The following is a 25980-nucleotide window of genomic DNA, read 5'->3' as shown; positions in this document are numbered from 1 at the left end:
ATGTCCAATCTGCAAACCCGCATCATTACTGCCATTGTCCTCGGTGCAGCCGCCTTGTGGCTGACGTGGGTCGGCGGTTTGGGTTTCACACTGTTTTCGATTGCAATCGGATTGGCCATGTTCCACGAGTGGACGAGCCTGACCGCACCGAAGCAGACAGTGTTCTCACGTGTGTTCGGCTGGGCAGGGCTGGTGCTCACAAGCGTTCTGCTTGTTATGGACCGGAGCGCTTTGCTGACGATTGGCGTTCTGTTGGTGGGCACCCTCATTCTTCTGGCCACGCAATGGCGGACAGGGCGCGGCTGGCCAGCGGCGGGGCTTTTCTATGCAGGTTTCTCCGCCGTTTCGCTTTCACTCCTGCGCGGCGATGAGCCCTTTGGCTTTACTGCGATTGTTTTCCTTTTCGCAGTTGTCTGGTCCACAGATATCGCGGCCTACTTCAATGGCCGGGCACTGGGCGGGCCGAAACTGGCACCGCGCTTTTCACCGAACAAGACATGGTCAGGCGCCATCGGTGGCGCCGCGGCTGCGGTAGCCGGTGGCATTCTGGTTGCCTCACTGGTGGCTGCTCCCGGAAGCTGGCTGGTACCGCTACTCGCATTGCTGCTGTCTGTCGTTTCGCAGATTGGCGACCTTGCAGAATCATGGGTGAAGCGCCAGTTCGGCGCAAAGGACTCTGGCCGTCTTTTGCCGGGGCATGGCGGTGTTCTGGATCGCGTGGACGGGCTTGTCGCTGCTGCCGCACTTTTGTACCTGTTTGGTGCAATTTTTGCAGAACCAGACGTGCCGTCCGCTATATTCTTCAGTTTCTAAGGGTGCGACGGATGAGTTTGTGGGATTGCTCAAAACGCATTCGGTTCTTCGGAAGCCCACTAGCGTTGTGTAAGGAGTAGTGATTTGCAGGAGGCGTTGGCCTTTTTTCTGGGTGGCGAAAGTCTGCTTGTCGGGACCATCATTCCATTCCTCTTTGTTTTGACCGTTGTGGTCTTTGTCCATGAAATGGGCCACTATCTGGTTGCGCGCTGGTGCGGCATTGGCTCACAGGCATTTTCTATCGGCTTCGGACCTGAGCTGATCGGTTTCACGGACAAGCACGGCACGCGGTGGAAGATTTCTGCCATTCCGCTTGGTGGCTATGTCAAATTCATCGGTGACGAGAGCGCCACGAGCTCTCCAGTTGACGTCGATAATGCAAGCCTGAGCGCAGATGAGCAGCGAAGGGCATTCCATACCCAGCCTGTGTGGAAGCGGGCGGCGACCGTCTTTGCTGGTCCTGCTTTCAATATCATTCTGACGATCGTTATCTTCAGTGTCTTCTTCGCGCTCTATGGGCGTCAGATTTCCGATCCGCTCATAGCTGGCGTCCAGCCTGGCAGTCCTGCTGCTGAAGCAGGGTTTGAAGCCGGGGATCGCTTTATCAGCGTTGAGGGCGAAAAGATCACAACTTTTTCCGATGTGCAGCGCATCGTATCCGGACGGGCCGGGGACAAGCTGAACTTCACTGTCGAGCGTGATGGCAAGATGGTGGATTTGCAGGCCGTTCCGGCAATCGTCGAGCGTACGGATCCGCTTGGAAACAAGATCAAGCTTGGCGCCATCGGCGTGGAAACCACTGAAGCTGTCGGTAATTTCCGCCGGATTGAATATGGCCCCCTCGAATCAGTGGGACAAGCTGTCATGGAAACGGGCTACATTATCAGCCGGACAGGAGAGTTCTTTCAGCGTTTTGCGGTTGGGCGTGAGGACAAATGTCAGCTCGGTGGTCCGGTGAAAATCGCCAATATGGCTGGTAAGGCTGCGAGTCAGGGTTTTGACTGGCTCATCCAGCTAATGGCAATGTTGTCGGTTGGTATCGGGCTTTTGAACCTGTTTCCATTGCCTCCATTGGATGGCGGCCATCTGGTTTTCTATGCGGTGGAGGCCATAAAGGGTAGCCCGGTATCTGTTGCGGCGCAGGAAATTTTCTATCGTGTTGGGTTCCTACTTGTTATGGGATTCATGGGGTTCGTACTTTTCAACGACCTGTTTGCCTGCTAGATGACTCTCCGGCTGGCTCAGGTGGTGATCTTGGGGATCGGTGCAGGCTGGAGGGTTCCAGTCAGCTAACCGCTATGATGCGCATCTTCTCTGGCGAGGATCGGGGAAGGTGTTAAACAGAAGTGAAAATTGGGAGTGACTGCTCGAAAAGCTAAGCGATTTGTTTACCATAACGCTCAAATCGCGTGGCGCGGATGCCACGCTGGTTGCTTAAGTAAACAGAATTTAACCGTGACGCTTGCTTGTATGGAAAAACCGGGTATGACGGTTGTATCTGTACGTGCTTTTCTGGGTTAATCGCCCCGGGGACAGAAAGAAACGAAGGTTCGGAAAGCCTATGACGGCAAGTTCTAAATTCTTTGGCGCCGCTTCTGCGCTCGCCATGTCAGTGGCTCTTGTGGCTTCGGGTACTGCTGCACTCTCGCTGGCTTCGGTCAATGTTGCCGAGGCTGCTGTCGTTAGCCGTATCGAGGTACGCGGAAATACACGCGTCGACGCACAGTCCATCCGTGACAATATCGACATTCGTCCGGGCAAGGCCTTCACCAGCGCTGATATTGATGCTGCGGTGAAGCGTCTGTTCGCGATGGGTCTGTTCTCGGATGTTCGCATCAATCAGTCCGGCAGCACGCTCGTCGTGAATGTTTCTGAGCGTTCCGTCGTCAACAACGTCCTTTTCCAGGGCAACAAGAAGATCAAGGATCCTGATCTTACTCGTGCTGTTCAGCTCAAGCCGCGTTCGCCTTACGACGCAGCGACCATGGAGGCTGACGTTGAGGCCATCAAGGGAGCCTATGCACATATCGGGCGCAGCGATGCGACCGTGAATGCACGTACTGTTGATCTTGGTCAGGGGCGTGTGAACGTCGTTTATGAAATCAACGAAGGTTCGCGCACGAAAATCGCAAATGTCGATTTCGTTGGCAATCAGGCATTCGGCTCTCGTCGTTTGCGCGATGTGATCTCGACCAAGCGTTCGAACCCGCTTTCATGGCTGACGCGTAATGACGTATATGACGAAGGGCGTCTTCAGGCTGACGAGGAAACGCTCCGTCGTTTCTATTACAATCGCGGCTATGCGGATTTCCGCGTTATTTCATCGAATGCAGTCCTTGATCCGTCGACAAACGAATACACGATCACCATCACGGTTGATGAAGGTCAGCGCTATACATTCGGCAATGTAAGCGTCGAGAGCAACGTTGATGGCGTTGACGGGCAGGCTCTGGATCATCTGGTCAAGACTCGTTCAGGTAAGCCTTACAGCGCCAAGGAAATCGAAGATTCGGTTCTCGCAGTTACCGAAAATGTTGCCGGTAGCGGTTATGCTTTCGCCAAGGTTGAACCGCGTGGCGATCGTGACTTCGAGAATCATACGATTTCGGTCGTCTATAGCGTTGACGAAGGTCCGCGCGCTTACATTCAGCGCATTGAAATTCGCGGTAACGACAAGACGCGTGACTTCGTGATTCGTCGCGAATTCGACATGAACGAAGGTGATGCTTTCAATCAGGTCATGGTGCAGCGTGCGAAGCGTCGTCTTGAAGCGCTGGACTTCTTCCAGACGGTCAATATCTCGACGGCGCCGGGCTCAGAGCCGGATCAGGTTATTCTTGTCGTTGATGTTGTTGAAAAGTCGACCGGCGAATTCTCGATCGGTGGCGGTTACACGACAGGCGGCGAATCGCCGGGTGCGCAGGTAGAAGCTGCTATTACCGAGCGTAACTTCCTCGGACGCGGCCAGTACATCCGTATCAGCGCCGGTGCCGGTCAGGATGATATGCGCAATTATGGCCTGTCGTTTACGGAGCCATATTTCCTCGGATATCGTCTCTCGGCTGGTTTCGATGTATTCCGTCGTACGTATCGCGTAAACGATGATTACGATGTCGAGCAGACCGGTGGTACGATCCGCTTCGGTCTTCCGATCACGGACAATTTCTCGGCAGGTCTCGCGTATAACCTCGTTCAGGAAAAGTATGACCTGTTCCGTGCGGACGCTGACAACTACTATGCGCCTGCCTTGCTAGAGGCTGCTGAGCATAGTCCGTGGCTGCGTTCGTCGATCAGCTATTCGCTGACCTACAACTCCATCGACGACATGAAGAATCCGCATGACGGTCTTTATGGCAAGTTCACACAGGAGTTCGCAGGTCTTGGCGGCGATGCCAAGTACATCAAGACCACGTTCAAGGGTAACTACTACAAGACGCTTTCTCAGGAAGCCGATATCGTCGGTATGCTGGGCATTGGCGGTGGTTATATCCATGAATTCGGTGATGATGGCGTCCGCATCTTTGATCTGTTCAAGAACAATTCGGACATCATCCGCGGCTTCAAGTTCAATGGTATCGGTCCATATCAGGATGCCGCGAACGGCAAACGCTACTGGATGGGCGGAACGACCTATATCAACGGTACGGCTGAAGTTCAGTTCCCGATGCCGCTCGTTCCTGAAAGCTTGGGTATCCGTGGCGCCTTGTTTGCTGATGCCGCAACGCTTTATGGTAATGACTCCTCGCAGGGCGGTTCGCCAATCTATGGCGACGACAAGAAGCTTCGCGCTTCAGCAGGTATAAGCTTGATGTGGGCTTCGCCGTTCGGTCCTCTGCGTTTTGACTATGCGTTCCCGATCGCGAAGGCTGATACCGACAAGGTTCAGAACTTCAACTTCGGTGTTTCGACCAAGTTCTAATAGATTTGCCTTTTCCCGGGGTATAACAACCCCGGGGAAGAAAGTGTTTTGATGGCAGATCCTGTTTTTTTCGCGCCTTCGCGTAAACTCACGATTGGCGATATCGCAGATTTTACCGGTGCAAGACTTCGTGACCCGAAGCTTGCACCGCGTTCTGTTGCGCGTCTTTCTTCTCTTAAAGATGCTATTGAGGGTTCTCTTGTTTTCGTCGAAGGCAAGAAGAATGCTGACGGTCTCTCATCGATTAATGCTGCTGGCGTTCTATGTAGCGAGGCTGTGGTGGATAGCGTGCCGTCGCACATAGCTGCACTGGTTACCCGCAATCCGCAACGGGACTTTGCATCCGTTGGTCGAATGCTGTTTCCGGCATCCGTCAAACCGGTCAGCTGGTTCGGAGAAACTGGTGTTTCTTCAGCGGCAATTATTCATCCGACAGCACATATTGAGGATGGTGCGACCATCGAGGCCGGCGCAGTTATCGGCAAGGACGTAAGTGTCGGCAGCGGTACGCTGATCGCTTCTACAGCGGTTATCGGTGAAGGCAGCCAGATAGGTCGCAACAGCTATATTGCCCCCGGTGTAACCGTTCAGTGTGCTTTCATCGGCAATCAAGTGTCTCTTCATCCAGGTGTGCGGATTGGGCAGGACGGTTTCGGCTACGTCCCAGGTCCCGCCGGCTTGGAGAAGGTTCCCCAGCTTGGCAGAGTCATCATTCAGGATAATGTCGAGATTGGCGCTAATACGACGATCGACCGTGGTTCGTTGAACGATACCGTCATTGGCGAAGGTACGAAGATCGATAACCTCGTACAGATCGCCCATAATGTGCGGATCGGCCGTTTTTGTATTGTTGCGGCTCATTGCGGCATTTCCGGCAGCTGTGTCATCGGTGACCAGACGATGCTGGGTGGTCGTGTGGGACTTGCCGACCATTTGATTATCGGTTCGCGCGTGCAGATTGCCGCAGCGAGCGGCGTTATGAATGACATACCCGATGGCGAGCGCTGGGGCGGTATTCCCGCTCGGCCTATCAAGCAGTGGTTCCGAGATATCGCGAACATACGTAGCATCGGGCAATCGAGAAAGGAGCAATCCTCTGATGAGTGATGCAAATCAGACCAAGCTGGAAGCAGCAGATATCCAGGATCTTCTGGCAGTGCTGCCGCATCGCTATCCATTTTTGCTGATCGACCGGATTGTTGACATTGACGGCGACGTCTCCGCAACCGGCATCAAGAATGTGACGATCAACGAGCCGCATTTCACCGGACATTTCCCTGAAAAGCCGATTATGCCGGGCGTATTGATTGTCGAAGCCATGGCACAGACGGCGGGCGCTATTTCTCTGCTTCAGCGCAAAACCGGGCGCCCTGGCGTGGTCTATTTCATGACTATAGATAATGCCAAATTCCGTCGCCCGGTCATACCGGGAGATCGACTTTTGCTTCACGTAAAGAAGATCAAGCAACGCGCAAATATCTCGAAATACGAATGCATTGCCGAAGTCGATGGTGTAAAGGTTGCGGAAGCTGAAGTCGCTGCCATGATCAGTACAGCTGAAGAAAGCCAGTGAGCATATCAATGAAAGAAACATTTATTCACCCCACCGCTCTTGTTGAGCAGGGTGTGGAACTGGGGCAGGGTGTGTCTGTCGGCCCCTTCTGTCACATTCAGTCTGGCGCCGTCATAGGCGACAATTCGGAATTGATGAGTCATGTAGTGGTGACTGGTGCAACGACACTTGGCACAGGTGGAAAGGTTTATCCGCACGCTGTTCTGGGTTGCGACCCGCAGAACAACAAGCATAAGGGCGGCCCAACGAAGCTGAACATTGGCGCAAATTGCCTGATCCGCGAAGGCGTGACCATGCACAAGGGGTCAGACAGCGCACGTGGTTACACTTCGGTTGGCGACAACTGTTCGTTCCTGGCTTACGCGCATGTGGCACATGATTGTGACATTGGCGACTACGTCACCTTCTCCAACAATGTGATGATTGGTGGCCACACGACAATCGGACATCACGCTATTCTGGGTGGTGGTGCCGCTATTCATCAGTTTGTGCGCGTTGGGCATCACGCTTTCGTTGGCGGCATGGCTGCGGTTGTAAGCGATCTTATCCCGTACGGCATGGCGATTGGCGTGCACGCTCATCTCGGTGGATTGAACATCGTCGGCATGAAGCGTTCCGGTATGGAACGCAAAGAGATTCATAATCTCCGTCATGCAGTTCGGATGCTGTTTGATCGCACAAAGCCCATTCGGGATCGTGCAAAGGACGTTCTGACTGCGATACCGGATTCTCCGGCTGTGATTGACATGATCGACTTCATCAATGTCGATACCAAACGTGCCTACTGTACACCTCCGCTCGATGCGGTCCATGGTGGGGCCGGGCATGACAGCGGCGAAGATTGAGCAAATACCGCGTCTTGCAGATGATGCGGGACGCGTTGCAATTATCGCCGGTAATGGCCTGCTGCCGATCAGTGTGGCGGAGGCCCTTGAGGCTGCGGAGAAGAAGCCATTCCTCGTACCGTTGCGAGGGGAGGCTGATCCGGTACTCTACAAGTACGAGCATCAGGAAATCTCCATCGTAGAGTTTGCAAAGCTCGTGCGGTCCATGAAGGCTGCCGGTGTGGATCGCGTTGTCCTCGCTGGTGGCGTGACAAGCAGGCCCCATGTCAGTGATCTGAAGTTTGACTGGCCTACTCTGCGCGCAGTGCCTTACGTTTTACGTGCGCTGGGACAAGGCGATGATGCTCTTTTACGTGCATTTATCGGTCTGCTGGAGTCCTTCGGTTTCAAAGTTGTCGGGGCTCACGATGTTGTTCCGAATTTACTTTCCCCATCGCCAGCTCAAATTTTGACGCGAAATGCACCGGACGCGCGAGAACGTCATAATCTTGAACTTGCAATGGAATCTGCGCTTCGTCTGGGTGATCTGGATGTCGGGCAGGGTGCTGTTGCGGTTGGCGGACGTGTCGTTGCGCTCGAAGGGGCGGAAGGCACAGATCAAATGATAGAGCGTGTGCGCGAGTTACGTGCAGCTGGCCGCATACCTCGGCGTGGCGGTGTTCTCGTCAAGATGGCGAAGCCGCGACAGGACGAAAGAGCAGACCTTCCGACTATCGGAATTTCTACGATTGATAATGCCGTAAAAGCGGGATTATCAGGAATAGCTGTTGAGGCAGGCAGGACATTCATTCTAGGCTTCGGTGAAACCATCGCGGCGGCCAATGCAGAAGGCCTTTTCATAGAGACGGTCAGTCGCGAGAAAAAGGATATCAAGAAGTGAACACCACCAGCCGGCCATTGAAAATAGCAATAGTGGCCGGTGAAGAATCCGGTGATCTTCTAGGTGCCGACCTTATTGATGCGTTGCGGAGCCAGACAGACCAGTTGGTTGATATCATCGGTGTCGGTGGTGATCACCTTGCAGCCCGGGGAATGAAGTCTTTTTTTGATCCGCACGAGATTGCGCTTATGGGGCTGGGCGCAATTCTGAAGAACTTACCGGGTCTAATGCGACGTATTGGCCAGACCGCTAGAAGCATCATCGCTGAGAAACCGGATTGCGTACTTCTGATTGACAGTCCGGAGTTTACACATCGCGTTGCCAAGAAGATCAGGGCTGCAAATCCATCGATTCCCATCGTGAAGTATATCGCACCAAGCGTGTGGGCCTGGCGGTCGCAACGCGCACGGGCGATGAAAGCCTATTTCGACCATGTGTTGACTATTCTTCCATTTGAGGTGGAGGTCATGCAGCGGTTAAGCGGGCCGAGTGCCACTTATGTCGGACATCGCCTTTCTAGTTATGAACCGATACTGCGGGCACGGGCTGAACAAAAAACTCTGGAAGCGCGACGGACTGTTGAGTCCCGAAAAACATTGCTCGTTCTGCCGGGGTCTCGTCGGACTGAAATCCAGATGCTCATGGAACCGTTCGGGCAGGCTGTTGGTGAATTAGCTGCCCGGGTCGACAAGCTTGACGTCGTTCTGCCGACACTGCCACGCATTGAGGAAATGGTTCGCGATCTTTCAAAGGACTGGGCTGTCAAACCGCTTATTGTGCTGGGTGATGAGGAAAAGTGGAAAGCTTTTTCTAAAGCCGATGCGGCGCTTGCCGCTTCAGGGACGGTTTCGCTGGAGCTGGCTCTATCGCGCATTCCAAGCGTGCTTTCCTATAAGGCGGACTGGTTCGCACGCAAGTTTCTGATGCCCAAGATCACGATCTGGAGCGCTGCCTTGCCAAATATCATCGCCGACGAGCCGGTCGTTCCTGAGTATTTTAATGAGTTTGTCCGTCCGGGAATGCTTGCACGCAACCTTGAACGGTTGATGCGGCCTGGATCGGCACGTCAGGCGCAGCTGGACGGATTTGATAAAGTTGCGTTGATCATGGCGACGGAGCAACCCTCCGGCGAGATCGGGGCGCGCGTCATTCTGGAACTGGCAGGCAATTCCAAGAGCTGATTTTGACTGTAGATTGAATACGAAAAACCCCGGTTGTTTTGGCAACCGGGGTTTTTATTATAGTCTGATACTTACTTACGCTTTGCGAGCGGCACGTAATCCCGCTCGGGAGCGCCGGTATAGAGCTGGCGCGGACGGCCGATCTTCTGCTGCGGATCTTCGATCATTTCCTTCCACTGTGCGACCCAGCCGACGGTGCGGGCGAGAGCAAAGAGAACCGTGAACATTTCGGTCGGGAAGCCGAGAGCCTTCAGCGTGATGCCGGAGTAGAAGTCGATGTTTGGATAAAGCTTCTTCTCAATGAAGTATTCGTCCGTCAGGGCGATCTTTTCCAGTTCCATTGCAACGTCGAGCAACGGATCGTCCTTGATACCCAATTCGCCCAGAACTTCATGGCAGGTCTTCTGCATGATCTTGGCGCGTGGATCGTAGTTCTTGTAGACGCGGTGACCGAAGCCCATCAGACGGAACGGATCGTTCTTGTCCTTTGCACGGGCGATGAATTCTGGAATGCGGTCCACAGAACCGATTTCAGCCAGCATGTTGAGCGCAGCTTCATTTGCGCCGCCGTGGGCAGGGCCCCAGAGGCAGGCAACGCCGGCAGCGATACATGCAAACGGATTGGCTCCAGAAGAACCGGCAAGGCGCACGGTCGAGGTCGAGGCATTCTGCTCATGATCTGCGTGGAGAATGAAGATGCGGTCCATTGCACGAGCCAGAACCGGATTGACCTTGTAATCCTCGCATGGAACGCCAAAGCACATGTGCAGGAAGTTCGACGCAAAATCGAGGTCGTTCTTCGGGTACATGAACGGCTGCCCGATATGGTACTTGTAGGCCATGGCGGCAAGCGTTGGAACCTTGGCGATCAGACGGATCGACGCGACCATACGCTGATGCGGGTCGGTGATGTCGGTCGAGTCATGATAGAAAGCCGACATTGCACCAACGCAGCCAACCATGACTGCCATGGGATGAGCGTCACGACGGAAGCCCGTAAAGAACTTCGTCATCTGTTCGTGAATCATCGTGTGGCGTGTCACACGGTAGTCGAAGTCAGACTTCTGCGTCGCGGTAGGCAATTCGCCGTAGAGAAGCAGATAGCAGGTTTCCAGAAAATCACCGTGTTCGGCAAGCTGATCGATCGGGTAACCACGATAGAGCAAGGTGCCTTCATCGCCATCGATGTAAGTGATCTTGGATTCGCACGATGCCGTGGACGTGAAACCGGGATCGTACGTGAACATCTGCGAGTTTTTGTAAAGTGGACCGATATCGACGACGTCTGGTCCGACAGTGCCTTGTCGTACAGGCAGGTCGAATGTTTTGCCTTCTAGTGTAAAGCTGGCTGTCCTATCTGACATCGTGTTTCCTTTCATGTCCACTTTGCCGCCCGCACGACGGCAGAATTGTAATCGTCGTTATAATTTGTCTTTTATCTCTTGGAATGGTCCCTGCCCCTATGGGGACCATCAGCGTTTAGCGCATTATCCTAACGATTTTGCCCGTCAAACTATCCCAAACGGTTCGCGATGCAATGCGTAATTTGAACTATTTACGCCGGTTTTGTCACGTCAGCGTGAATGTTCCCACCTTAACCGATTTGATCGCGAATACGTCCGAGAGACTCTTCACGTCCAAGGACGAAAAGCACGTCGAACACACCCGGAGAGGTGGCGCGACCGGTCAGAGATGCACGTAATGGCTGTGCGATCTTGCCCAGTTTCAGGCCGGTTTTTTCTGCGTGAGTCCTTACGACGCCGTCAAGAGATTCAACGGTCCATTCGCCAGCTGCTTCCAGATCCGGGAGTACGGATTTGAGCACGGCCCGGCCTTCGTCGTTCAGGAGAGAAGCTGCCTTTTCGTCAAGATCAAGCGGGCGGGCAGCAAAGATGAATTTCGAACTATCAGCCAGTTCCACCAAAGTTTTGGCGCGGTCCTTCAGGCCCGGCATAGCGGCAAGCAATTGTGTGCTTCGCTTGTCGTCGAGAGCGTCGGCAATTTCCTTGCCACCCTCGATTTCCGGCAGAACAGCGATAAGCGCATCATAAAGCGCCTTATCGTCACTGGCGCGCATATAGACGCCATTGATTGCCTCAAGCTTCTGAAAATCGAAGCGAGCTGCACCCTTGTTGATATCCTTCACATCGAACCATTCGATCATCTGTTCGGTCGACATGATTTCGTCGTCGCCGTGGCTCCAGCCGAGACGTACAAGATAATTGCGCAGAGCAGCAGGCAGATAACCCATCGCACGGTAGGCATCCACACCCAAAGCGCCATGACGCTTGGAGAGTTTTGCACCGTCCGCACCATGAATGAGCGGGATATGCGACATTTGCGGCACGTCCCAACCCATTGCATCATAGATGACTGTCTGCCGCGCAGCATTGGTCAGATGATCGTCGCCGCGTATGATATGGGTCACGCCCATATCGTGATCATCGACAACGACTGCATGCATGTAAGTCGGCGTACCATCGGAACGCAGAATGATGAAATCGTCCAGGTCTTTGTTCGGGAAACGCACATCGCCCTGCACTGCATCCTGCACGAGAGTTTCACCTTCCTGCGGTGCCTTGATCCGGATGACCGGCTTTACGCCTGCAGGCGCTTCTGACGGATCGCGATCACGCCAGCGACCGTCATAGCGCGGCGGACGGCCTTCTTCGCGTGCTTTCTCGCGCATTTCGGCCAGTTCTTCTGGTGTTGCATAGCAATAATATGCCTTGCCGAGAGCGACGAGTTCTTCTGCTACTTCGCGATGGCGAGGTGCGCGCTCGAACTGAGAGATGGCATCGCCGTCCCAGTCCAGACCAAGCCAGGTCAAGCCATCAAGAATGGCAGCCGTCGCGGCGTCGGTGGAACGTTCCCGGTCGGTGTCTTCGATGCGCAGCAGCATCTTGCCACCGCTGTGCTTGGCATAAAGCCAGTTGAACAAGGCAGTGCGCGCACCACCAATGTGCAGATACCCCGTGGGCGAGGGGGCAAAACGGGTAACGACCGGTTTCGACATGATAGCTCCACTATGTCGTGCGCCTTTTTAGAGCAGCGGCAAATGCCGGAGACACAGGCGCGAACTTGAATTCCAATGCCTGCGCGAGAATGCCCGGCAGGTAATCGGGGTTCGTTATGCGAACCCACTCGATTTCGGCTGCGGTTCATGTAGCATAGGCAGCAATGTGCGCAAGGGCCTCGCATCCCTTTCGCGCGAATGTGCCGTCGTTCTTTCGGGGTATTCCGGCGGTTGGGCCAACTTTTGCGGTCAGGCGGGGGCATGACAGGCATCAGGGAAGCGAGCGATATAAACGAACGGGCGCTTGTGAAAAGCATGCCCGACGGCTTCGTGCGCGCTTTGTTGCCAGAGGTCTGGCCTCCAAATGATGTCGAGATTCCGGTAAATCCACTGCCGGTCAAGCCTCCTGCGCCGAGCTTGCGTGAACGACTTCTGTCTATACCGTCGGTCACAGCGCGACAGTTCAATGCTGCGGTCGAAACTGAAGCGGGACGCGGTGTATTTTTTCTTCTGCTGCCGGTTTTTGCCGGTGTTGGCGCAATCATCTATTTCACGCTCTCATTCGAACCGGCATGGTTACCGCTTTTGTCCATGCTCGGTATCGCCACTATCTTGCGAATTGCGACGCGCAAGCAATTCGCCGCTGCCCAAGGCGTGACATTGGCAATCGCTCTGCTGGCGGGGTTTGTGGTCGGCAAATGGGAAACGGAACGTCGTGCCACGCCGATGCTGGGCTCTGACGTGGCAACACGTGTAACGGGTCGGGTTGTCGCTCTTGAATATCAGGACAATGGCAGCTGGCGGATAACACTTGATGTGCTCCAGACAGAGCGTCCAAAACTCCGTTTTCCACCGAAACGCATTCGTGTCAATGCGCGGGACATACCGGCGTCAACGAGCATTGGCGGCGGACTGGCAGGTTTCGTGCGATTGCGTATTCCGTCGGGTCCGGTTCGCCCGGGTAACTACGATTTCTCGTTTCATGCCTATTTCAATGGTATCGGTGCCAATGGTTTCTTTCTCGGAACACCCAAAGTGGCGACGGTTTCTCAGCCAGACGAACTGACTGCGGAAATCTCCCAGTGGATCGCCATGTTGCGCGTGCGGGTGTCTGAACGAATCGAGGAAGTGATCGGTGGCGAGGACGGCAGTGTTGCTTCGGCGCTTGTGGCAGGTACGCGTGCAGGGATCAGCGAGCGGACAAATGAAGACCTGCGCAAGGCGGGGCTCGCACATATTCTGTCGATCTCGGGCTTGCATATGGCGCTTGCCGCTGGCGTTGTCATGCTGACGTTGCGATCCGTCTTCGCGCTATTTCCGGCTTTCAGTGTGCGGCATCCGGTGAAGAAATATGCGGCCTTTCTCTCCCTGTTGAGCTGTACCTTCTATCTTGCCATGTCAGGTGCGGATGTCGCTGCACAACGAAGCTACGTGATGATTGCAGTCATGCTCGGAGCTTTGCTGGTAGACCGAGCGGCCATCAGCATGCGTAATCTGGCGATTGCGGCCATCGCTATGATTGCAATTTCGCCGCATGAGATACTGGGACCGAGTTTTCAAATGTCTTTTTCGGCTACGGCTGCGTTGATTGCCGGTTATGCTTGGTGGAGCGAGCGCTACGCGATCAGGCAGGTTGGCACGGAAAAACGTGGGAAGACCGCTTATAGCTTCGCTGGAAAAATCCTGAAGCCGATCACAGCGGCGGCGGCTACTTCGCTCATCGCCGGACTGGCGAGCGGGATTTTTGCAGCTTATCACTTCAACAATACAGCGCCACTCGGCTTGGTAGGAAATGTCCTCGCTGAGCCTGTAATAGCTCTTCTCGTGATGCCGTTTGCCGTCTTTGGTCTTGTGCTGATGCCATTGCAACTGGACTGGGTACCTTTGCAGATAATGGGCTGGGGTGTTTTTGCAGTCAGGCACATTGCTGCCTTTGTTGCAAAGTGGTCACCAGATGGCAATCCTGGAGCCATGCCCGCACTCACTATCGTTCTCTGGGCCATTGCGCTCGTTCTGGTTGTTGTTCTGTCGACCAGATTGAAGGCGTTGGCGCTGCCCTTAATCGTTCTGGGGTTTGCTGCTTTCGTCAGGGAGCCTTTTCCTGACATCGTGATCTCGGAAGATGCCAAACTGGTGGGTGTTCGGCTCGCAGACGGGAAGTTCGCAGTCAATCGAAGCCGACAGTCACAGTTCACAATCGACAATTGGAAAACCGCTTATCTGGTGGAAGAGTTCATCGCGCCGCCATCCGGCAAAAACAAAAAGCGAACTGATGGGGACGGGTTCGAATGCGAAGATGGACTTTGCACGATCAGTCTGCGTGATGGTCGTACACTAGCCTACACCGCAGATGTCGCGATGCTGGAAATAGCCTGCAACATCGGCGATGTGGTTATTCTCGCCGTTTCCGGCAAAGATCCGGCGTGCGGACGTTCCACTATCCTGAGTATCAGCAAACAGGAACTGGCGCTAAAGGGAGCCGTCGAGATCAGGCTCGGAGAAAGGCCAGATAAAAATCGATCTCTCAAGGCTATATCGGGCGACACCTACGACGTCGCAAAGCCCGAGATGAGCCAGCAAACATCTGAATTGCAGCCGGAGGACCGAATTACCTATGCAATTGATGCGCCAAGTCGTCCTTGGCATTTGCACCGCATCCATTCGCGTCCAGCACGTGGCTTGTCCGAGCGCGAGTACAAACCAAAATCCCACTCCGCTCAAAATGCCGGAGTTTGTTCATCAGGTGTTAGCGATGAACCAACGCGCTGCAACTAAATAAAGAATGGTTCCACGTTTCTGTTCTTAACTGGAACCGCCCCATTGTTTGAACTCGGAGCTTATCTCCAAAGCCGGCTACACTACGATCTAGTAGCGGCGGATCAGGCCCACAAGCTTGCCCTGCACACGAACGCGATCCGGGCCAAATATTCTGGTTTCGTATGCCGGGTTTGCGGCTTCCAAAGCGATGGATGCACCCTTGCGGCGAAAGCGCTTCAAAGTCGCTTCCTCGTCATCGACAAGTGCCACCACGATTTCGCCAGGGTTTGCGGAATCACCGCGTTTAATGATGACGGTGTCACCATCAAAAATGCCGGCGTCGATCATTGAATCACCTCTGACCTCAAGCGCGTAATGCTCGCCCGCACCGATCATTTCGGGCGGAAGGCTGAGGGAGTGTGTTTGATTCTGGATTGCTGAAATCGGTACACCCGCAGCAATTCGCCCCATGACCGGTACGGATACAGTTCCAGACGTGTCGTCATTGGTAGCCACGGGAGCGGGGCGTGCCGGTGGCGGAGGTGTTTTGCCCAAGCTGCCTTCGATAACGCTGGGAGCGAACTTCTTTTGTGCGTTGAGGCCCGGAGCGATGGAATCCGGCAGACGTAACACCTCAAGCGCACGCGCCCTGTTCGGCAGACGGCGAATAAATCCACGCTCCTCAAGGGCGGTGATCAGACGATGGATACCCGATTTTGAAGCCAGATCGAGCGCTTCCTTCATTTCATCGAAAGACGGGGGAATGCCCGTTTCTTTTAGACGTTCATGAATGAACAGCAGAAGCTCGTGCTGTTTACGGGTTAACATGCGCGACACCCTCCCGGCCAAGAATCGAGAAAAACAAAACCAGAACGAACACTATATGTTCCAGTCTTGTTCTGCAATGGTTTTAAAACCATTAACGCTCAGGGTGAGATTGAACGGAATATTTCAGGGCAAGACCATCACGGGCACGGCATGTCAGATGCTGCTTCGAATAACATATATTTTATTATGACTTAGGTCTGTTTTCTCAAGCTTTAGTGAGGGCGAGAATTGCGCTCGATCTATAGCATGAGAACGCGACAATCATCGCCAACAGTGGCAGCAAGAGCGTTTTCATCCCTGATGAGAAGCGCTTTTGAACCGACGAGAGCTGAAAGCATGGACGAATCTTGGACCGGAAACGGCTTTGCGGTCAGCGTTCCGTCAGGGTTTGATTCGATTGTGGCCCGGATATAATCGCGGCGGTGGTCATTCGCAGGCAGGTCAGTGCCCAGCTTTGCAGGTCGGATATCGGCATCGAGGTTCGTTCCGGCAAGCTTGGCGACGAGCGGACGGAGAAAAACGAGGCTGCATACCAAGCTCGAAACGGGATTGCCCGGTAGGCCGATGACATGCACGATCTTGCCGTTCACTTCGATGCGCCCATACATCAGGGGCTTGCCGGGCCGCATGGCGATCTTCCAGAAGTCGAGATTGACGCCCTGTTTCTGCAGTGCTCCATGCACAAAATCCCGGTCACCGACGGAAGCGCCACCGATCGTTACCAGAATGTCGATGCCGCTTTGCAGGCTGTCTGCTATTGCCCGTTCGATTTTGGCAGGATCATCCGGAATGATCCCTTTATCATGTGGCGCTCCGCCGGCTCGCCTTACTATCTCGGCGATTCCAACGCTGTTCGATGCAACAATCTGGTCTTTTCCGGGTGTTTCCCCCGGCGGAACCAGCTCATCGCCGGTCGCAATGATTGCTATTTTGGGCTTTTGAAAGACGTCGATTCTCGCATTGCCACTGGCCGCTGCCAGCGACAGGGCCGCAGCATCCAGCGCCCGCCCGCTCGGAATGACGATGTTATCGGGTGAAAAATCGAGGCCTGCGCGGCGTATATGTCGTCCCGGTTCTATGCCTTCGTGAACGGTTAGCCGGTTATCCGAGCGCTCAGTGTGTTCCTGAATAACGATCGTATCCGTGCCTTTGGGCAGTGGCGCGCCGGTGAAAATCCGGACCGCCTGACCAATTCCCGGTTCACCTTCGAAGCGATTGCCCGCTGCCGATTCGCCGATGATGTCGAACTCGACGGGATAAGAGATGTTGTCTGGCGCGATCAGGGCGTAACCGTCCATGGCCGATCCGTCGAACGGCGGCTGCAGAAAATGTGCCAAAACAGGTGTTGCAACCACGCGCCCACCTGCATCTGACAAAGCGACCTGCTCTTTACCGTGCGGTTCTGCGGATTTCAGGATGCGGGCCAGTGCTTCATCGACCGGGAGAAGGGACATGGCGTTTCCTCTCGAACTGAATTGTTGACCCGTCTAGACCACAGAATCTGTCCAGATGAGTTGATCCAGAGCAAAGTCTAGCGGTTTATGCTTTCCAGTCACCTGATTTGCCGCCGCCCTTTTCGGTAACGCGGATACCGCCGATCTCCATATGTTTGTCGACGGCTTTGGCCATGTCATAGATCGTAAGACATGTAACAGAAACGGCGGTGAGGGCTTCCATTTCCACGCCGGTGCGCCCCTTGAGCTTGGCCAGCGCACGAACGCGCAAACCGGGCAATGTCTGATCCGGCTCGATTTCGACGGCTACTTTGGTCAACATCAGTGGATGGCAGAGGGGAATCAGATCGGCGGTCTTTTTAGCCGCCATGATGCCAGCCAGACGCGCAGCGCCAATGACGTCACCCTTAGCGGCGTTGCCTTCCAGAATGAGCGCCAGCGTTTCCAGATTCATTCTGACCGACCCTTCGGCCACAGCCTGTCGTTCAGTCTCGTCCTTGGCACCAACATCCACCATATTGGCAGCGCCGGTCTGGTCGATATGGGTGAGTTTGGACATCATCAGTCAGGCCTTGCCAGTCAGCAGTTCACGGGTAGCCGCTGCAACATCGGCCTGCCGCATGAGGCTCTCTCCGATGAGGAATGTCCCGATTCCAGACTTTTTCAGACGCAGGCAATCTTCGTGTGTGAATATGCCGCTTTCACCGACCAGAACGCGATCGGCTGGCGCCATCTTCGACAGCCGTTCCGAAACGGCCAGATCGACCTCAAATGTACGCAAATTGCGATTGTTGACGCCGAGCAGACGCGACGAAAGCTTTAGTGCGCGTTCCATCTCGGCTTCGTCATGCACCTCGATGAGTGCATCCATGCCAAGCTCGAACGCGGTTTCTTCCAACGCCTTTGCAAGATCATCGTCGACGCTTGCAAGAATGATCAGAATGCAATCTGCGCCCCAGCTGCGGGCTTCGTGTACCTGATAGGTATCGAACAGAAAATCCTTGCGCAGAGCCGGGAGACTGCAAGCGTTGCGAGCTGCCGTCAGAAATTCCGGCGCTCCCTGAAAGGAAGGTGTGTCAGTCAGCACTGAAAGACATGCAGCGCCACCAGCTTCATAGGCTTTTGCAAGTGCAGGCGGATCGAAATCAGGACGGATCAAGCCCTTCGATGGGCTTGCCTTCTTGATTTCAGCAATCAGCGCGAATTCACCGGCGGCGCGTTTTGCCTCCAGCGCTTTGAAAAAGCCACGCGGCGCTTCCTGATCCTGTGCGCGTGCCTTCAAATCAGCGACGGTACGCTCGGCTTTTGCAGTAGCGATTTCTTCGCGCTTGTAAGCCTCGATCTTGCGCAGAATGTCGGTGGACATGACTTAAATCCTTTCCGTCAGGCGGCTTTGTCGTTGGAAACGGCAATCACCTTCTGCAAAACATCAAGTGCTGCGCCGCTGTCGATGGATTGTGCCGCGAGTGCGATGCCTTCTTTCAGGTCCTTCGCGTTGCCAGCAATCACAAGCGCCGCGCCTGAATTGAGCAGGACGATGTCTCGATAGGCGTTTTTCTCGCCTTCAAGCACGCCCAGCAGAGCTTTGGCGTTTACCGAAGCCTCGCCACCTTTCAGTTCGGCCGGATCGCAACGACGCAATCCAACTTCTTCCGGCGTAATTTCAAAGGTACGAATCCGACCGTTTTCGAGGGCGGCAACTTGTGTCGTTCCCGCGGTAGTCATCTCGTCGAGGCCGTCGCCGTAGACAACCCAGGCCGCTTCGGAACCCAGTTCCTTGAGCACTTCAGCCAGCGGCACAAGCCATTGTGGTGCGAATACCCCCACAAGCTGACGCTTGACACTGGCCGGATTGGAGAGGGGGCCAAGCAGATTGAAGATGGTGCGGGTGCCGAGTTCTACGCGCGAGGGGCCGACATGGCGCATGGCGGAATGGTGCATCGGTGCAAACATGAAGCCGAGGCCAGCTTCTGTGATGCTGCGACCGATGATGCTCGCGTCGGCCTCGATATTGATGCCGAGCGCCGCGAGTGCATCGGCTGCACCAGAGCGGGAGGAGAGGGCGCGGTTGCCATGTTTTGCTACAGGAACGCCAGCTCCAGCAACAACAAACGCCGAGCAGCTGGAGACATTGTATGAACCCGACTGATCGCCACCAGTGCCAACAATATCAATGGCATTGTCGGGAGCGGAAACTCCCAGCATACGCGAGCGCATGGAGGCAACGGCACCGGCGATTTCCGGTACTGTTTCACCGCGTACGCGCAACGCCATCAACAGTCCGCCGATCTGCGACGGCGTTGCCTGTCCTGACATCATGATATCGAAGGCGGCTCTGGAATCCTCAAGCGAAAGCGGTTCGCCTGATGCAGCTTTCGCGATATAGGGTTTTAGATCAGCCATTTTGGATGCCCACCGTCCTTAAAACGCCAGAGCGTTGTTGATGACGGTCTGGTTTATCTTAACAGGATACTGCTTCTGCAATTCGCCGACGAGCTGTTCGAGAACATCATCCGAGAGCGATGTCGCCAGATATTTCTGCTGCTGTTCCGGAATAGCTTCCGGGCCAGCTCCGGCAGGTTCGGTCACTTCAACAACCTTGAACAGAATCTGGGCATCGTCCGAAGGTGCAGCAGCGCTACCGGTGAAACCATTCGCTCCCCGGAAGATCTGCGCCGCCGCTGCGGTTCCGATATCGGCATCGTTGGTCGTGCGGACAATACCACGCTTTGTCTGCTTTTCGACGCCCAGCTCTGTAGCGATTGCGTCGAGTGTCGCGCCGCCGTCGAGGCGTTTCTGCAACTCGTCTACGCGCTGGTTGAGGCGCTTGACTGCTTCTTCGCCCTTCCATGCCGCTGCAACCTTGTCCTTGACTTCGTCGAGCGTACGGTCGCGTGCCGGAGTTACACCGTCAACCTGATACCAGAGATAGCCGACATTGCCCATGGTCAGGGCGTCGTTGTCAAAACCCTGGTCGGCCTGGAAGGCAGCGGAAAGCAGCGCTTCGGAGTTTGGCAGCTGCACAGGATTACCAGAAGGATCGTTGCCCTCGGCGTCGACGGCTTCCACTGTGACGGACTTGAGGCTTAGCTTCTTTGCCACATCAGCCATGGATGCGCCGTCGGAACGGTCCTGCTCATAAGAGTCATGAATGCCGCTGATGCTGCTTGCTGCGATATTGTTGGCAAGCGTGGTGCGAATTTCGCCTTCAACTTCGGCTTGTTGTTTCACATGAGCCGGTTCGATCTGCGTCACGCGCAGGATAACCGGACCAAAGCCACCCTTCACCACCGGGCTCACGCCATTCTCTGCCAGTGCAAAAGCTGCGTCGGCAACGGCCTGATCAGGAATGGCGGATTTCTCAAACGTGCCAAGCTTCAGGTCGTCTTCTGTTTTGCCCTGTTCCTTGCCGATATCGATGAAGCTTGTTCCAGCGGCAATTTTCTGCTGGGCAGCTTCAGCTGCGGCATCATCGGCAAAGCTCAACTGCTCGATAGTACGCTTTTCGATCGTGCTGAAGCGGTCCTTGTTCTTTTCATAGTATTCGTTGATTTCGTCCTGCGTGACGGCAGACGGATCTGCAATATCAGCCGGCTCCAGCTTCACATAGGTTATTTTCCGGTACTCCGGTGCCTTATACTCGTCCTTGTGTGCGTCAAAATAGGTCTTGAGCGCATCTTCGGACGGGGCAGGGACAGCATCGGCCTTTTCAGCCTGAATGGTCACATAGTCAACGCTGCGGGTTTCACCTTGATATAGAGCCAGCGCCTTCAACGCTGTATTCGGAAGTTTGATGCCGTCCGTTGCAGCTTCCACGATCTGCTGGCGGCGAGCCACTTTCGCGCGGTTGTCGAGATAATCCTGTGCACGAATGCCAGATTGACGAAGCACTGCATCGAACTGCGCGCGATTGAAGTTGCCGCTTGCGTCATGGAAAGCCGGATCTTCACCGGTCAGTCGAGCAATTCCGTCCTTGGAAAGGCCGAGCTGCATGTTGCGCGCACCTTCATCCAGAACCACACCGGCTGCGAGCTGGGCGAGTACCTGATTTTCGACACCGAGCGTTTTTGCCTGTTCGCGCGTCAGACGCTGGCGAAACTGTTGAGACAAACGCATCATCTGCTGTTCATAGGCGAAACGATAATCAGTGGCGCTCACTTCGGAACCGCCAGCCGTCAAAGCGGCATTGCCTGACAGGCCGCCGCGAAAGACATCGGAGATGCCCCAGATCGCAAAGCTCAGTACAAGCAGGCCAAGCAGAAGTTTGGCGACCCAGGATTGAGCGGCAGAACGCAGGCTGTCGAGCATTGGAAACCCTTCAAGTATAAATCTAAGCTCGGCTTTCATAGATAGAGCCAGTCAGGGGATAACCTCAAGCCAGCCCTATATGCAAGATCTCATTGCATGTAGGCACTCAAGAACATTTGCATTGCGGCACGAATACGCTTAGTCAGTGGCAAATTTTGGCGCTGGTCCGCTTTCAAGAGGTGACCGCGTCTACTGTTTTGAACAGGCGAGGAGAATGAAATGACTCCGGGAATCCGTCCGCTGGTTGCTGGCAACTGGAAGATGAATGGCACGGGAGAGTCCCTGACCGAATTGCGTGCGATTGCTGCCGGCCTGAGCTCCGATCTCGGCCGCAAGCTTGACGCCGTCATTTGTGTACCTGCGACGCTTCTTTCCCGCGCGGCGGAAACGCTCGAAGGCGAGACTGTTGGTCTCGGCGGTCAGGATGCTCACCATAAAGTGTCTGGCGCGCATACAGGCGATGTCTCTGCAGAAATGCTTAAGGAAGCGGGCGCTACGCATGTCATAATCGGTCATTCCGAACGCCGGACCGACCATCATGAAAGCAATGACACTGTTCGCGCCAAGACCGAGGCCGCATGGGCTGCCGGATTGATTGCAATCGTTTGCGTCGGCGAAACTGCCGATGAGCGCAAGGCGGAGCGTACTCTGGATGTAATCGGCAAGCAGCTTGCTGGCTCTTTGCCGGATGGCGTCAATGCCGCGAATACGATCATTGCTTACGAACCGGTTTGGGCAATCGGTACAGGGTTGACGCCAACAGTGCAGGACGTGCGTGCCGCTCATGCTTTCATGCGTGAGCAGCTAATTGAACGTTTCGGCACGAAAGGCGCACATCTTCGGCTGCTCTATGGCGGTTCGGTCAAGCCTTCAAACGCATTGGAATTGCTCGGCGTCGCGGATGTTGATGGTGCGCTTGTTGGTGGTGCGAGCTTGAAGGCGAACGATTTTCTCGCCATATGCGAAACCTATCGTAATTTGTAACCGGCACATCACGTCTGTCTATCTTGGTCTCGGGGCTTGGATTATCGGACAATAGCGTGTAAAGAGCCGCTCTAGTTTTAGGGATATAAAGACCGTAACCCATGCAGACCGTAATCATTGTCATTCATTTGTTGATCGTGCTGGCGCTTGTCGGCGTTGTGCTTATCCAGCGTTCTGAAGGCGGTGGCCTTGGCATTGGCGGCGGTTCGGGGTTCATGACGGCTCGCGGCGCAGCCAACGCACTGACCCGCACGACAGCCATTCTCGCGATCGGTTTCTTCGCGACCTCGCTTATTCTCGGCATCATGGCACGCTACGGCGAAAAGCCGACCGACATTCTCAACCGTATCCCGGCGGCAACCGGCAGTCAGTCAGCTCCGGCAGGCGGCAATGGCGGCGGTATCCTCAATCAGCTGGGTGGCGAGTCTTCGCGTCCTGACGCCAATCAGACTGCACCTGCAGCTCCAGGTGCTACAGCGCCGGCAACACAGCCCGACGCTACCCAGCCGCAGGCTCCGGTTGTTCCGGAAACCCCGGCCAACCCGGTTCCTAGCTCGCAGTAAAAGGCCGAGCAAAGTGAACAGAATGCGAAACCGGCCCTTGTGGCCGGTTTTCTTTTTGTTAATCATGAGACTGCAAAGTGTTGCAGCTAGGCAATACGCTGCCGCGAATCGCATTGCAGAACGATGGCAGCGAATTGAGAACCGGATCGCTTTGCAGTAAGGAAAGCGAAAGTCTGGTCGCAATTAATGCGGCAGACATTTTTCCCTTGTGCTTGAATTTTCGGGAACCGAACATGTTTTCACGCCGTATTTTGATGGCAGGTATTGCAACTCTCTGCATCGGAGCGACCGCTCCTGCATTTGCAACTTCGCCGGTAAGCGCTGAAGCGCAGCTCAATGAAGCTGCTGCGTCTGTTCAGCAAGTTGCTCTCTCAAGCGATGCCAAGGCCAATCCTGAAAAGCCGAAGAAGAAAAAGGCTTCCAAGAGCGGCAATGCAGTTAAGGCCAATAAGTACAACATCGATCCGAAGTTCCGGGCGCAGGAAGTGGCTTTTACCGGCTATAAGCCTGGCACCATCGTGATCGACCCGAAGCAGCGTTTCCTTTACCTTGTTGAAACGTCGACGACTGCTCGCCGTTATGGCATCGCTGTCGGCAAGCAGGGATTGGAATTCAAGGGCACTGGAACAATCAACGCGAAGCGGGAGTGGCCGCGCTGGATTCCGACCAAGGAAATGATCGAGCGTGATCCGGCTCACTATGGTCGCTTCAAGAACGGTATGGATGGTGGTCCAGGCAACCCACTTGGTTCGCGCGCTCTGTACTTGTTTCAGGGCAACAAGGACACCTACATCCGCATTCATGGCACGGTACAGCCATGGACTATCGGTAGCTCGGCTTCCAACGGCTGCTTCCGCATGATCAATGAGGATGTGATGGATCTTTATGAGCGCGTCGGTCTGGGTACCGAAGTGGTTGTTCTCTGATCTGTAAATGACTATGTGAATGTGGCCGGGCTTATGGGCTCGGCCTTTTCTTTTGTGCCAATGGCTATTCTGACAGGTGGAAGCTGTGGATTTCGAGCTTCGACATGGCTTTATGTGAATAGAGGCGCTAGAGAGTACAGACGTATTCGCTCCGGGGTTTCTGGCTCCGGTTTTTCTTTGTGCAACGACGATTACCGCCTTGCTTCGGTGAAAAAACACTGCCGGGGTGCATTTTTTGGTGGCGGAATCAATCAAGAAAGTCTAACGAGATAAGCCCATGGCGCGATATGTATTCATCACTGGCGGCGTGGTTTCTTCCCTTGGAAAAGGCATAGCTGCCGCAGCACTGGCTGCACTCCTTCAGGCACGTGGTTACCGCGTGCGTATCCGTAAACTCGACCCTTATCTGAATGTCGATCCCGGCACGATGTCGCCTTACCAGCATGGTGAGGTGTTCGTCACTGACGATGGTGCCGAAACCGACCTTGATCTGGGCCATTACGAGCGGTTCACCGGTCGTCCTGCCAACCAGCAGGACAACATCACCACCGGCCGCATTTATCGGAATATCATCGAAAAGGAACGCCGCGGCGATTATCTCGGTGCGACGGTTCAGGTCATTCCGCATGTGACCGACGAGATCAAGAACTTCGTCCTTGAAGGCAACGAAGACTATGATTTCGTTCTTTGCGAAATCGGCGGCACGGTTGGCGACATCGAAGCCATGCCGTTCCTCGAAGCGATCCGTCAGCTTGGCAATGAACTGCCGCGCGGAACGGCAGTTTATATCCATCTGACCTTGATGCCGTATATTCCGGCAGCTGGTGAACTGAAGACCAAGCCGACCCAGCATTCGGTCAAGGAGCTGCGCTCTATCGGTATTGCTCCAGATATCCTTCTGGTCCGCGCCGATCGCGAGATTCCGGAATCAGAACGTCGCAAGCTGTCGTTGTTCTGTAATGTCCGCGAAAGCGCGGTCATTCAGGCGCTCGACGTAGCAACGATCTACGATGTGCCGATTGCCTACCATAAGGAAGGCCTTGATTCGGAAGTTCTGTCGGCATTCGGTATCGATCCGGCTCCGAAGCCCCGTATGGACCGCTGGGAAGAGGTCTCCAACCGCCTCCACAATCCAGAAGGCGAAGTGACCATCGCCATCGTCGGCAAATATACTGGCCTTAAAGATGCCTATAAGTCGCTGATCGAAGCGCTCTATCATGGTGGTCTTGCCAACAAGGTAAAAGTCAATCTCGACTGGATCGAGGCTGAAGTCTTCGAAAGCGAAGATCCGGCCCCATATCTGGAAAAGGTTCATGGCATTCTGGTGCCGGGCGGTTTCGGCGAACGTGGCGCGGAAGGCAAGATTCTTGCAGCGAAGTTCGCTCGTGAACGCAAGGTTCCTTACTTCGGTATCTGCTTTGGCATGCAAATGGCTTGCATTGAAGCAGCACGTAATCTCGTTGGTATCGAAAACGCATCTTCGACCGAGTTCGGTCCGACCAAGGAGCCGGTTGTTGGTCTCATGACCGAGTGGCTGAAGGGCAATATGCTCGAGAAGCGCGCTTCGGCTGGTGATCTTGGCGGTACAATGCGCCTTGGTGCATATGAAGCGGCGTTGAAGTCGGGCTCAAAGATTGCGGAAATCTACGGATCGACCGATATTTCCGAGCGCCATCGTCATCGCTATGAAGTCAATATCGACTACAAGGAACGTCTGGAATCTGCCGGGCTGAACTTCGCAGGCATGTCACCGGATGGTGTTCTGCCGGAAACAGTCGAATATCCTGACCACCCTTGGTTCATCGGCGTTCAGTACCATCCTGAACTGAAGTCTCGACCGTTCGAACCGCATCCGCTGTTTGCTTCCTTCATTGAAGCGGCAATCGAGCAGAGCCGTCTGGTCTGAAAATCTAACGCGCCTTTCGGGGCGCGT

At 54.7% G+C, this 25980-nt stretch carries 21 protein-coding genes; 13 read left to right on the top strand and 8 right to left on the bottom strand.

Going from position 1 to position 25980, the window contains the following annotated elements:
- The 8 genes from KWJ32_RS17875 to lpxB all read left to right on the top strand — a co-directional run bounded on the left by KWJ32_RS17875 (position 1) and on the right by lpxB (position 9211).
- Complete coding sequence (locus KWJ32_RS17875; protein ID WP_012091954.1) at positions 1-813, top strand: phosphatidate cytidylyltransferase; 813 nt, start codon at positions 1-3, stop codon at positions 811-813.
- A gap of 84 nt (positions 814-897) precedes the next feature.
- A complete protein-coding gene (rseP, locus tag KWJ32_RS17870; RefSeq protein WP_012091955.1) occupies positions 898-2037 on the top strand; it encodes an RIP metalloprotease RseP in 1140 nt (379 codons plus the stop codon).
- A 337-nt stretch (positions 2038-2374) separates the two neighbouring features.
- Entirely contained in the window at positions 2375-4732 is a 2358-nt protein-coding gene (gene bamA, locus KWJ32_RS17865; protein ID WP_010659983.1) for an outer membrane protein assembly factor BamA, read from the top strand.
- A gap of 51 nt (positions 4733-4783) precedes the next feature.
- Positions 4784-5839, top strand: a complete 1056-nt coding sequence (gene lpxD, locus KWJ32_RS17860; protein ID WP_040129256.1) for a UDP-3-O-(3-hydroxymyristoyl)glucosamine N-acyltransferase — start codon at positions 4784-4786, stop codon at positions 5837-5839.
- Positions 5832-6305 (top strand): 3-hydroxyacyl-ACP dehydratase FabZ, encoded by a 474-nt coding sequence (gene fabZ, locus KWJ32_RS17855; protein ID WP_010659985.1) that lies wholly within the window; start codon positions 5832-5834, stop codon positions 6303-6305. The genes lpxD and fabZ overlap by 8 nt, the downstream gene beginning before the upstream one ends.
- A gap of 8 nt (positions 6306-6313) precedes the next feature.
- Positions 6314-7150: an acyl-ACP--UDP-N-acetylglucosamine O-acyltransferase gene (lpxA, locus tag KWJ32_RS17850; protein ID WP_012091957.1), complete on the top strand. Its 837-nt coding sequence runs from the start codon at positions 6314-6316 to the stop codon at positions 7148-7150.
- Positions 7131-8030 carry an LpxI family protein gene (locus KWJ32_RS17845; protein ID WP_012091958.1) on the top strand — a complete coding sequence of 300 codons (900 nt, stop codon included), beginning with the start codon at positions 7131-7133 and terminating at the stop codon, positions 8028-8030. The genes lpxA and KWJ32_RS17845 overlap by 20 nt, the downstream gene beginning before the upstream one ends.
- Complete coding sequence (lpxB, locus tag KWJ32_RS17840; RefSeq protein ID WP_012091959.1) at positions 8027-9211, top strand: lipid-A-disaccharide synthase; 1185 nt, start codon at positions 8027-8029, stop codon at positions 9209-9211. Before KWJ32_RS17845 ends, lpxB begins: the two co-directional genes overlap by 4 nt.
- A 71-nt stretch (positions 9212-9282) precedes the next feature.
- Here the strand turns inward: lpxB and gltA are convergent, their stop codons facing one another.
- Together gltA and gltX are read right to left on the bottom strand one after the other, a co-directional pair.
- On the bottom strand, positions 9283-10575 hold the full coding sequence (gene gltA, locus KWJ32_RS17835; protein WP_010659989.1) for a citrate synthase: 1293 nt from the start codon (positions 10573-10575) through the stop codon (positions 9283-9285).
- A 230-nt stretch (positions 10576-10805) separates the two neighbouring features.
- A complete protein-coding gene (gene gltX / locus KWJ32_RS17830; protein ID WP_012091960.1) occupies positions 10806-12227 on the bottom strand; it encodes a glutamate--tRNA ligase in 1422 nt (473 codons plus the stop codon).
- A gap of 261 nt (positions 12228-12488) precedes the next feature.
- Here gltX and KWJ32_RS17825 point away from each other — a divergent pair, with 261 nt between their 5' ends.
- A complete protein-coding gene (locus KWJ32_RS17825; RefSeq protein ID WP_151609951.1) occupies positions 12489-15002 on the top strand; it encodes a ComEC/Rec2 family competence protein in 2514 nt (837 codons plus the stop codon).
- A gap of 90 nt (positions 15003-15092) precedes the next feature.
- Here KWJ32_RS17825 and lexA read toward each other — a convergent pair whose 3' ends face one another.
- The 6 genes from lexA to KWJ32_RS17795 form a co-directional block, all read right to left on the bottom strand.
- Positions 15093-15812: a transcriptional repressor LexA gene (gene lexA / locus KWJ32_RS17820; RefSeq protein ID WP_010659992.1), complete on the bottom strand. Its 720-nt coding sequence runs from the start codon at positions 15810-15812 to the stop codon at positions 15093-15095.
- Positions 15813-16051: 239 nt separating this feature from the next.
- Positions 16052-17266, bottom strand: a complete 1215-nt coding sequence (gene glp, locus KWJ32_RS17815) for a gephyrin-like molybdotransferase Glp (RefSeq protein ID WP_151609949.1) — start codon at positions 17264-17266, stop codon at positions 16052-16054.
- Between the two features lie 85 nt (positions 17267-17351).
- Complete coding sequence (gene moaC, locus KWJ32_RS17810) at positions 17352-17828, bottom strand: cyclic pyranopterin monophosphate synthase MoaC (RefSeq protein ID WP_012091963.1); 477 nt, start codon at positions 17826-17828, stop codon at positions 17352-17354.
- 3 nt (positions 17829-17831) lie between these two features.
- The gene (gene trpC / locus KWJ32_RS17805; RefSeq protein WP_151609948.1) at positions 17832-18632 is read right to left on the bottom strand and encodes an indole-3-glycerol phosphate synthase TrpC; all 801 of its coding nucleotides are present in this window, start codon (positions 18630-18632) and stop codon (positions 17832-17834) included.
- A gap of 17 nt (positions 18633-18649) precedes the next feature.
- Positions 18650-19669, bottom strand: coding sequence for an anthranilate phosphoribosyltransferase (trpD, locus tag KWJ32_RS17800; RefSeq protein WP_125334222.1), 1020 nt, complete (start codon positions 19667-19669; stop codon positions 18650-18652).
- An 18-nt stretch (positions 19670-19687) separates the two neighbouring features.
- Positions 19688-21574, bottom strand: coding sequence for a peptidyl-prolyl cis-trans isomerase (locus KWJ32_RS17795; RefSeq protein WP_151609946.1), 1887 nt, complete (start codon positions 21572-21574; stop codon positions 19688-19690).
- A gap of 219 nt (positions 21575-21793) precedes the next feature.
- On the opposite strand from KWJ32_RS17795, the gene tpiA reads away from it, so the two are divergent.
- The 4 genes from tpiA (at position 21794) to KWJ32_RS17775 (ending at position 25953) form a co-directional block, all read left to right on the top strand.
- Entirely contained in the window at positions 21794-22558 is a 765-nt protein-coding gene (gene tpiA, locus KWJ32_RS17790; protein ID WP_012091967.1) for a triose-phosphate isomerase, read from the top strand.
- A gap of 101 nt (positions 22559-22659) precedes the next feature.
- Entirely contained in the window at positions 22660-23121 is a 462-nt protein-coding gene (gene secG / locus KWJ32_RS17785) for a preprotein translocase subunit SecG (RefSeq protein ID WP_010659999.1), read from the top strand.
- Between the two features lie 233 nt (positions 23122-23354).
- Positions 23355-24047, top strand: coding sequence for a L,D-transpeptidase (locus KWJ32_RS17780; protein ID WP_010660000.1), 693 nt, complete (start codon positions 23355-23357; stop codon positions 24045-24047).
- A 277-nt stretch (positions 24048-24324) separates the two neighbouring features.
- A complete protein-coding gene (locus tag KWJ32_RS17775) occupies positions 24325-25953 on the top strand; it encodes a CTP synthase (RefSeq protein ID WP_010660001.1) in 1629 nt (542 codons plus the stop codon).
- Positions 25954-25980 lie beyond the last annotated feature (27 nt).

Source organism: Ochrobactrum sp. BTU2, from assembly GCF_024539785.1.
GTDB classification, from domain to species: domain Bacteria; phylum Pseudomonadota; class Alphaproteobacteria; order Rhizobiales; family Rhizobiaceae; genus Brucella; species Brucella anthropi.
This window is presented reverse-complemented; position numbering and strand designations above follow the sequence as displayed.

Coding starts and splice junctions, on each gene's coding strand:
- trpC (WP_151609948.1), bottom strand. CDS start 18,632: ATGTCCACCGACATTCTGCGCAAGATCGAGGCTTACAAGCGCGAAGAA.
- bamA (WP_010659983.1), top strand. CDS start 2,375: ATGACGGCAAGTTCTAAATTCTTTGGCGCCGCTTCTGCGCTCGCCATG.
- lpxD (WP_040129256.1), top strand. CDS start 4,784: ATGGCAGATCCTGTTTTTTTCGCGCCTTCGCGTAAACTCACGATTGGC.
- gltX (WP_012091960.1), bottom strand. CDS start 12,227: ATGTCGAAACCGGTCGTTACCCGTTTTGCCCCCTCGCCCACGGGGTAT.
- lexA (WP_010659992.1), bottom strand. CDS start 15,812: ATGTTAACCCGTAAACAGCACGAGCTTCTGCTGTTCATTCATGAACGT.
- KWJ32_RS17775 (WP_010660001.1), top strand. CDS start 24,325: ATGGCGCGATATGTATTCATCACTGGCGGCGTGGTTTCTTCCCTTGGA.
- KWJ32_RS17875 (WP_012091954.1), top strand. CDS start 1: ATGTCCAATCTGCAAACCCGCATCATTACTGCCATTGTCCTCGGTGCA.
- gltA (WP_010659989.1), bottom strand. CDS start 10,575: ATGTCAGATAGGACAGCCAGCTTTACACTAGAAGGCAAAACATTCGAC.
- KWJ32_RS17845 (WP_012091958.1), top strand. CDS start 7,131: ATGACAGCGGCGAAGATTGAGCAAATACCGCGTCTTGCAGATGATGCG.
- secG (WP_010659999.1), top strand. CDS start 22,660: ATGCAGACCGTAATCATTGTCATTCATTTGTTGATCGTGCTGGCGCTT.
- glp (WP_151609949.1), bottom strand. CDS start 17,266: ATGTCCCTTCTCCCGGTCGATGAAGCACTGGCCCGCATCCTGAAATCC.
- trpD (WP_125334222.1), bottom strand. CDS start 19,669: ATGGCTGATCTAAAACCCTATATCGCGAAAGCTGCATCAGGCGAACCG.
- fabZ (WP_010659985.1), top strand. CDS start 5,832: ATGAGTGATGCAAATCAGACCAAGCTGGAAGCAGCAGATATCCAGGAT.
- moaC (WP_012091963.1), bottom strand. CDS start 17,828: ATGATGTCCAAACTCACCCATATCGACCAGACCGGCGCTGCCAATATG.
- lpxA (WP_012091957.1), top strand. CDS start 6,314: ATGAAAGAAACATTTATTCACCCCACCGCTCTTGTTGAGCAGGGTGTG.
- tpiA (WP_012091967.1), top strand. CDS start 21,794: ATGACTCCGGGAATCCGTCCGCTGGTTGCTGGCAACTGGAAGATGAAT.
- KWJ32_RS17780 (WP_010660000.1), top strand. CDS start 23,355: ATGTTTTCACGCCGTATTTTGATGGCAGGTATTGCAACTCTCTGCATC.
- KWJ32_RS17795 (WP_151609946.1), bottom strand. CDS start 21,574: ATGCTCGACAGCCTGCGTTCTGCCGCTCAATCCTGGGTCGCCAAACTT.
- KWJ32_RS17825 (WP_151609951.1), top strand. CDS start 12,489: ATGACAGGCATCAGGGAAGCGAGCGATATAAACGAACGGGCGCTTGTG.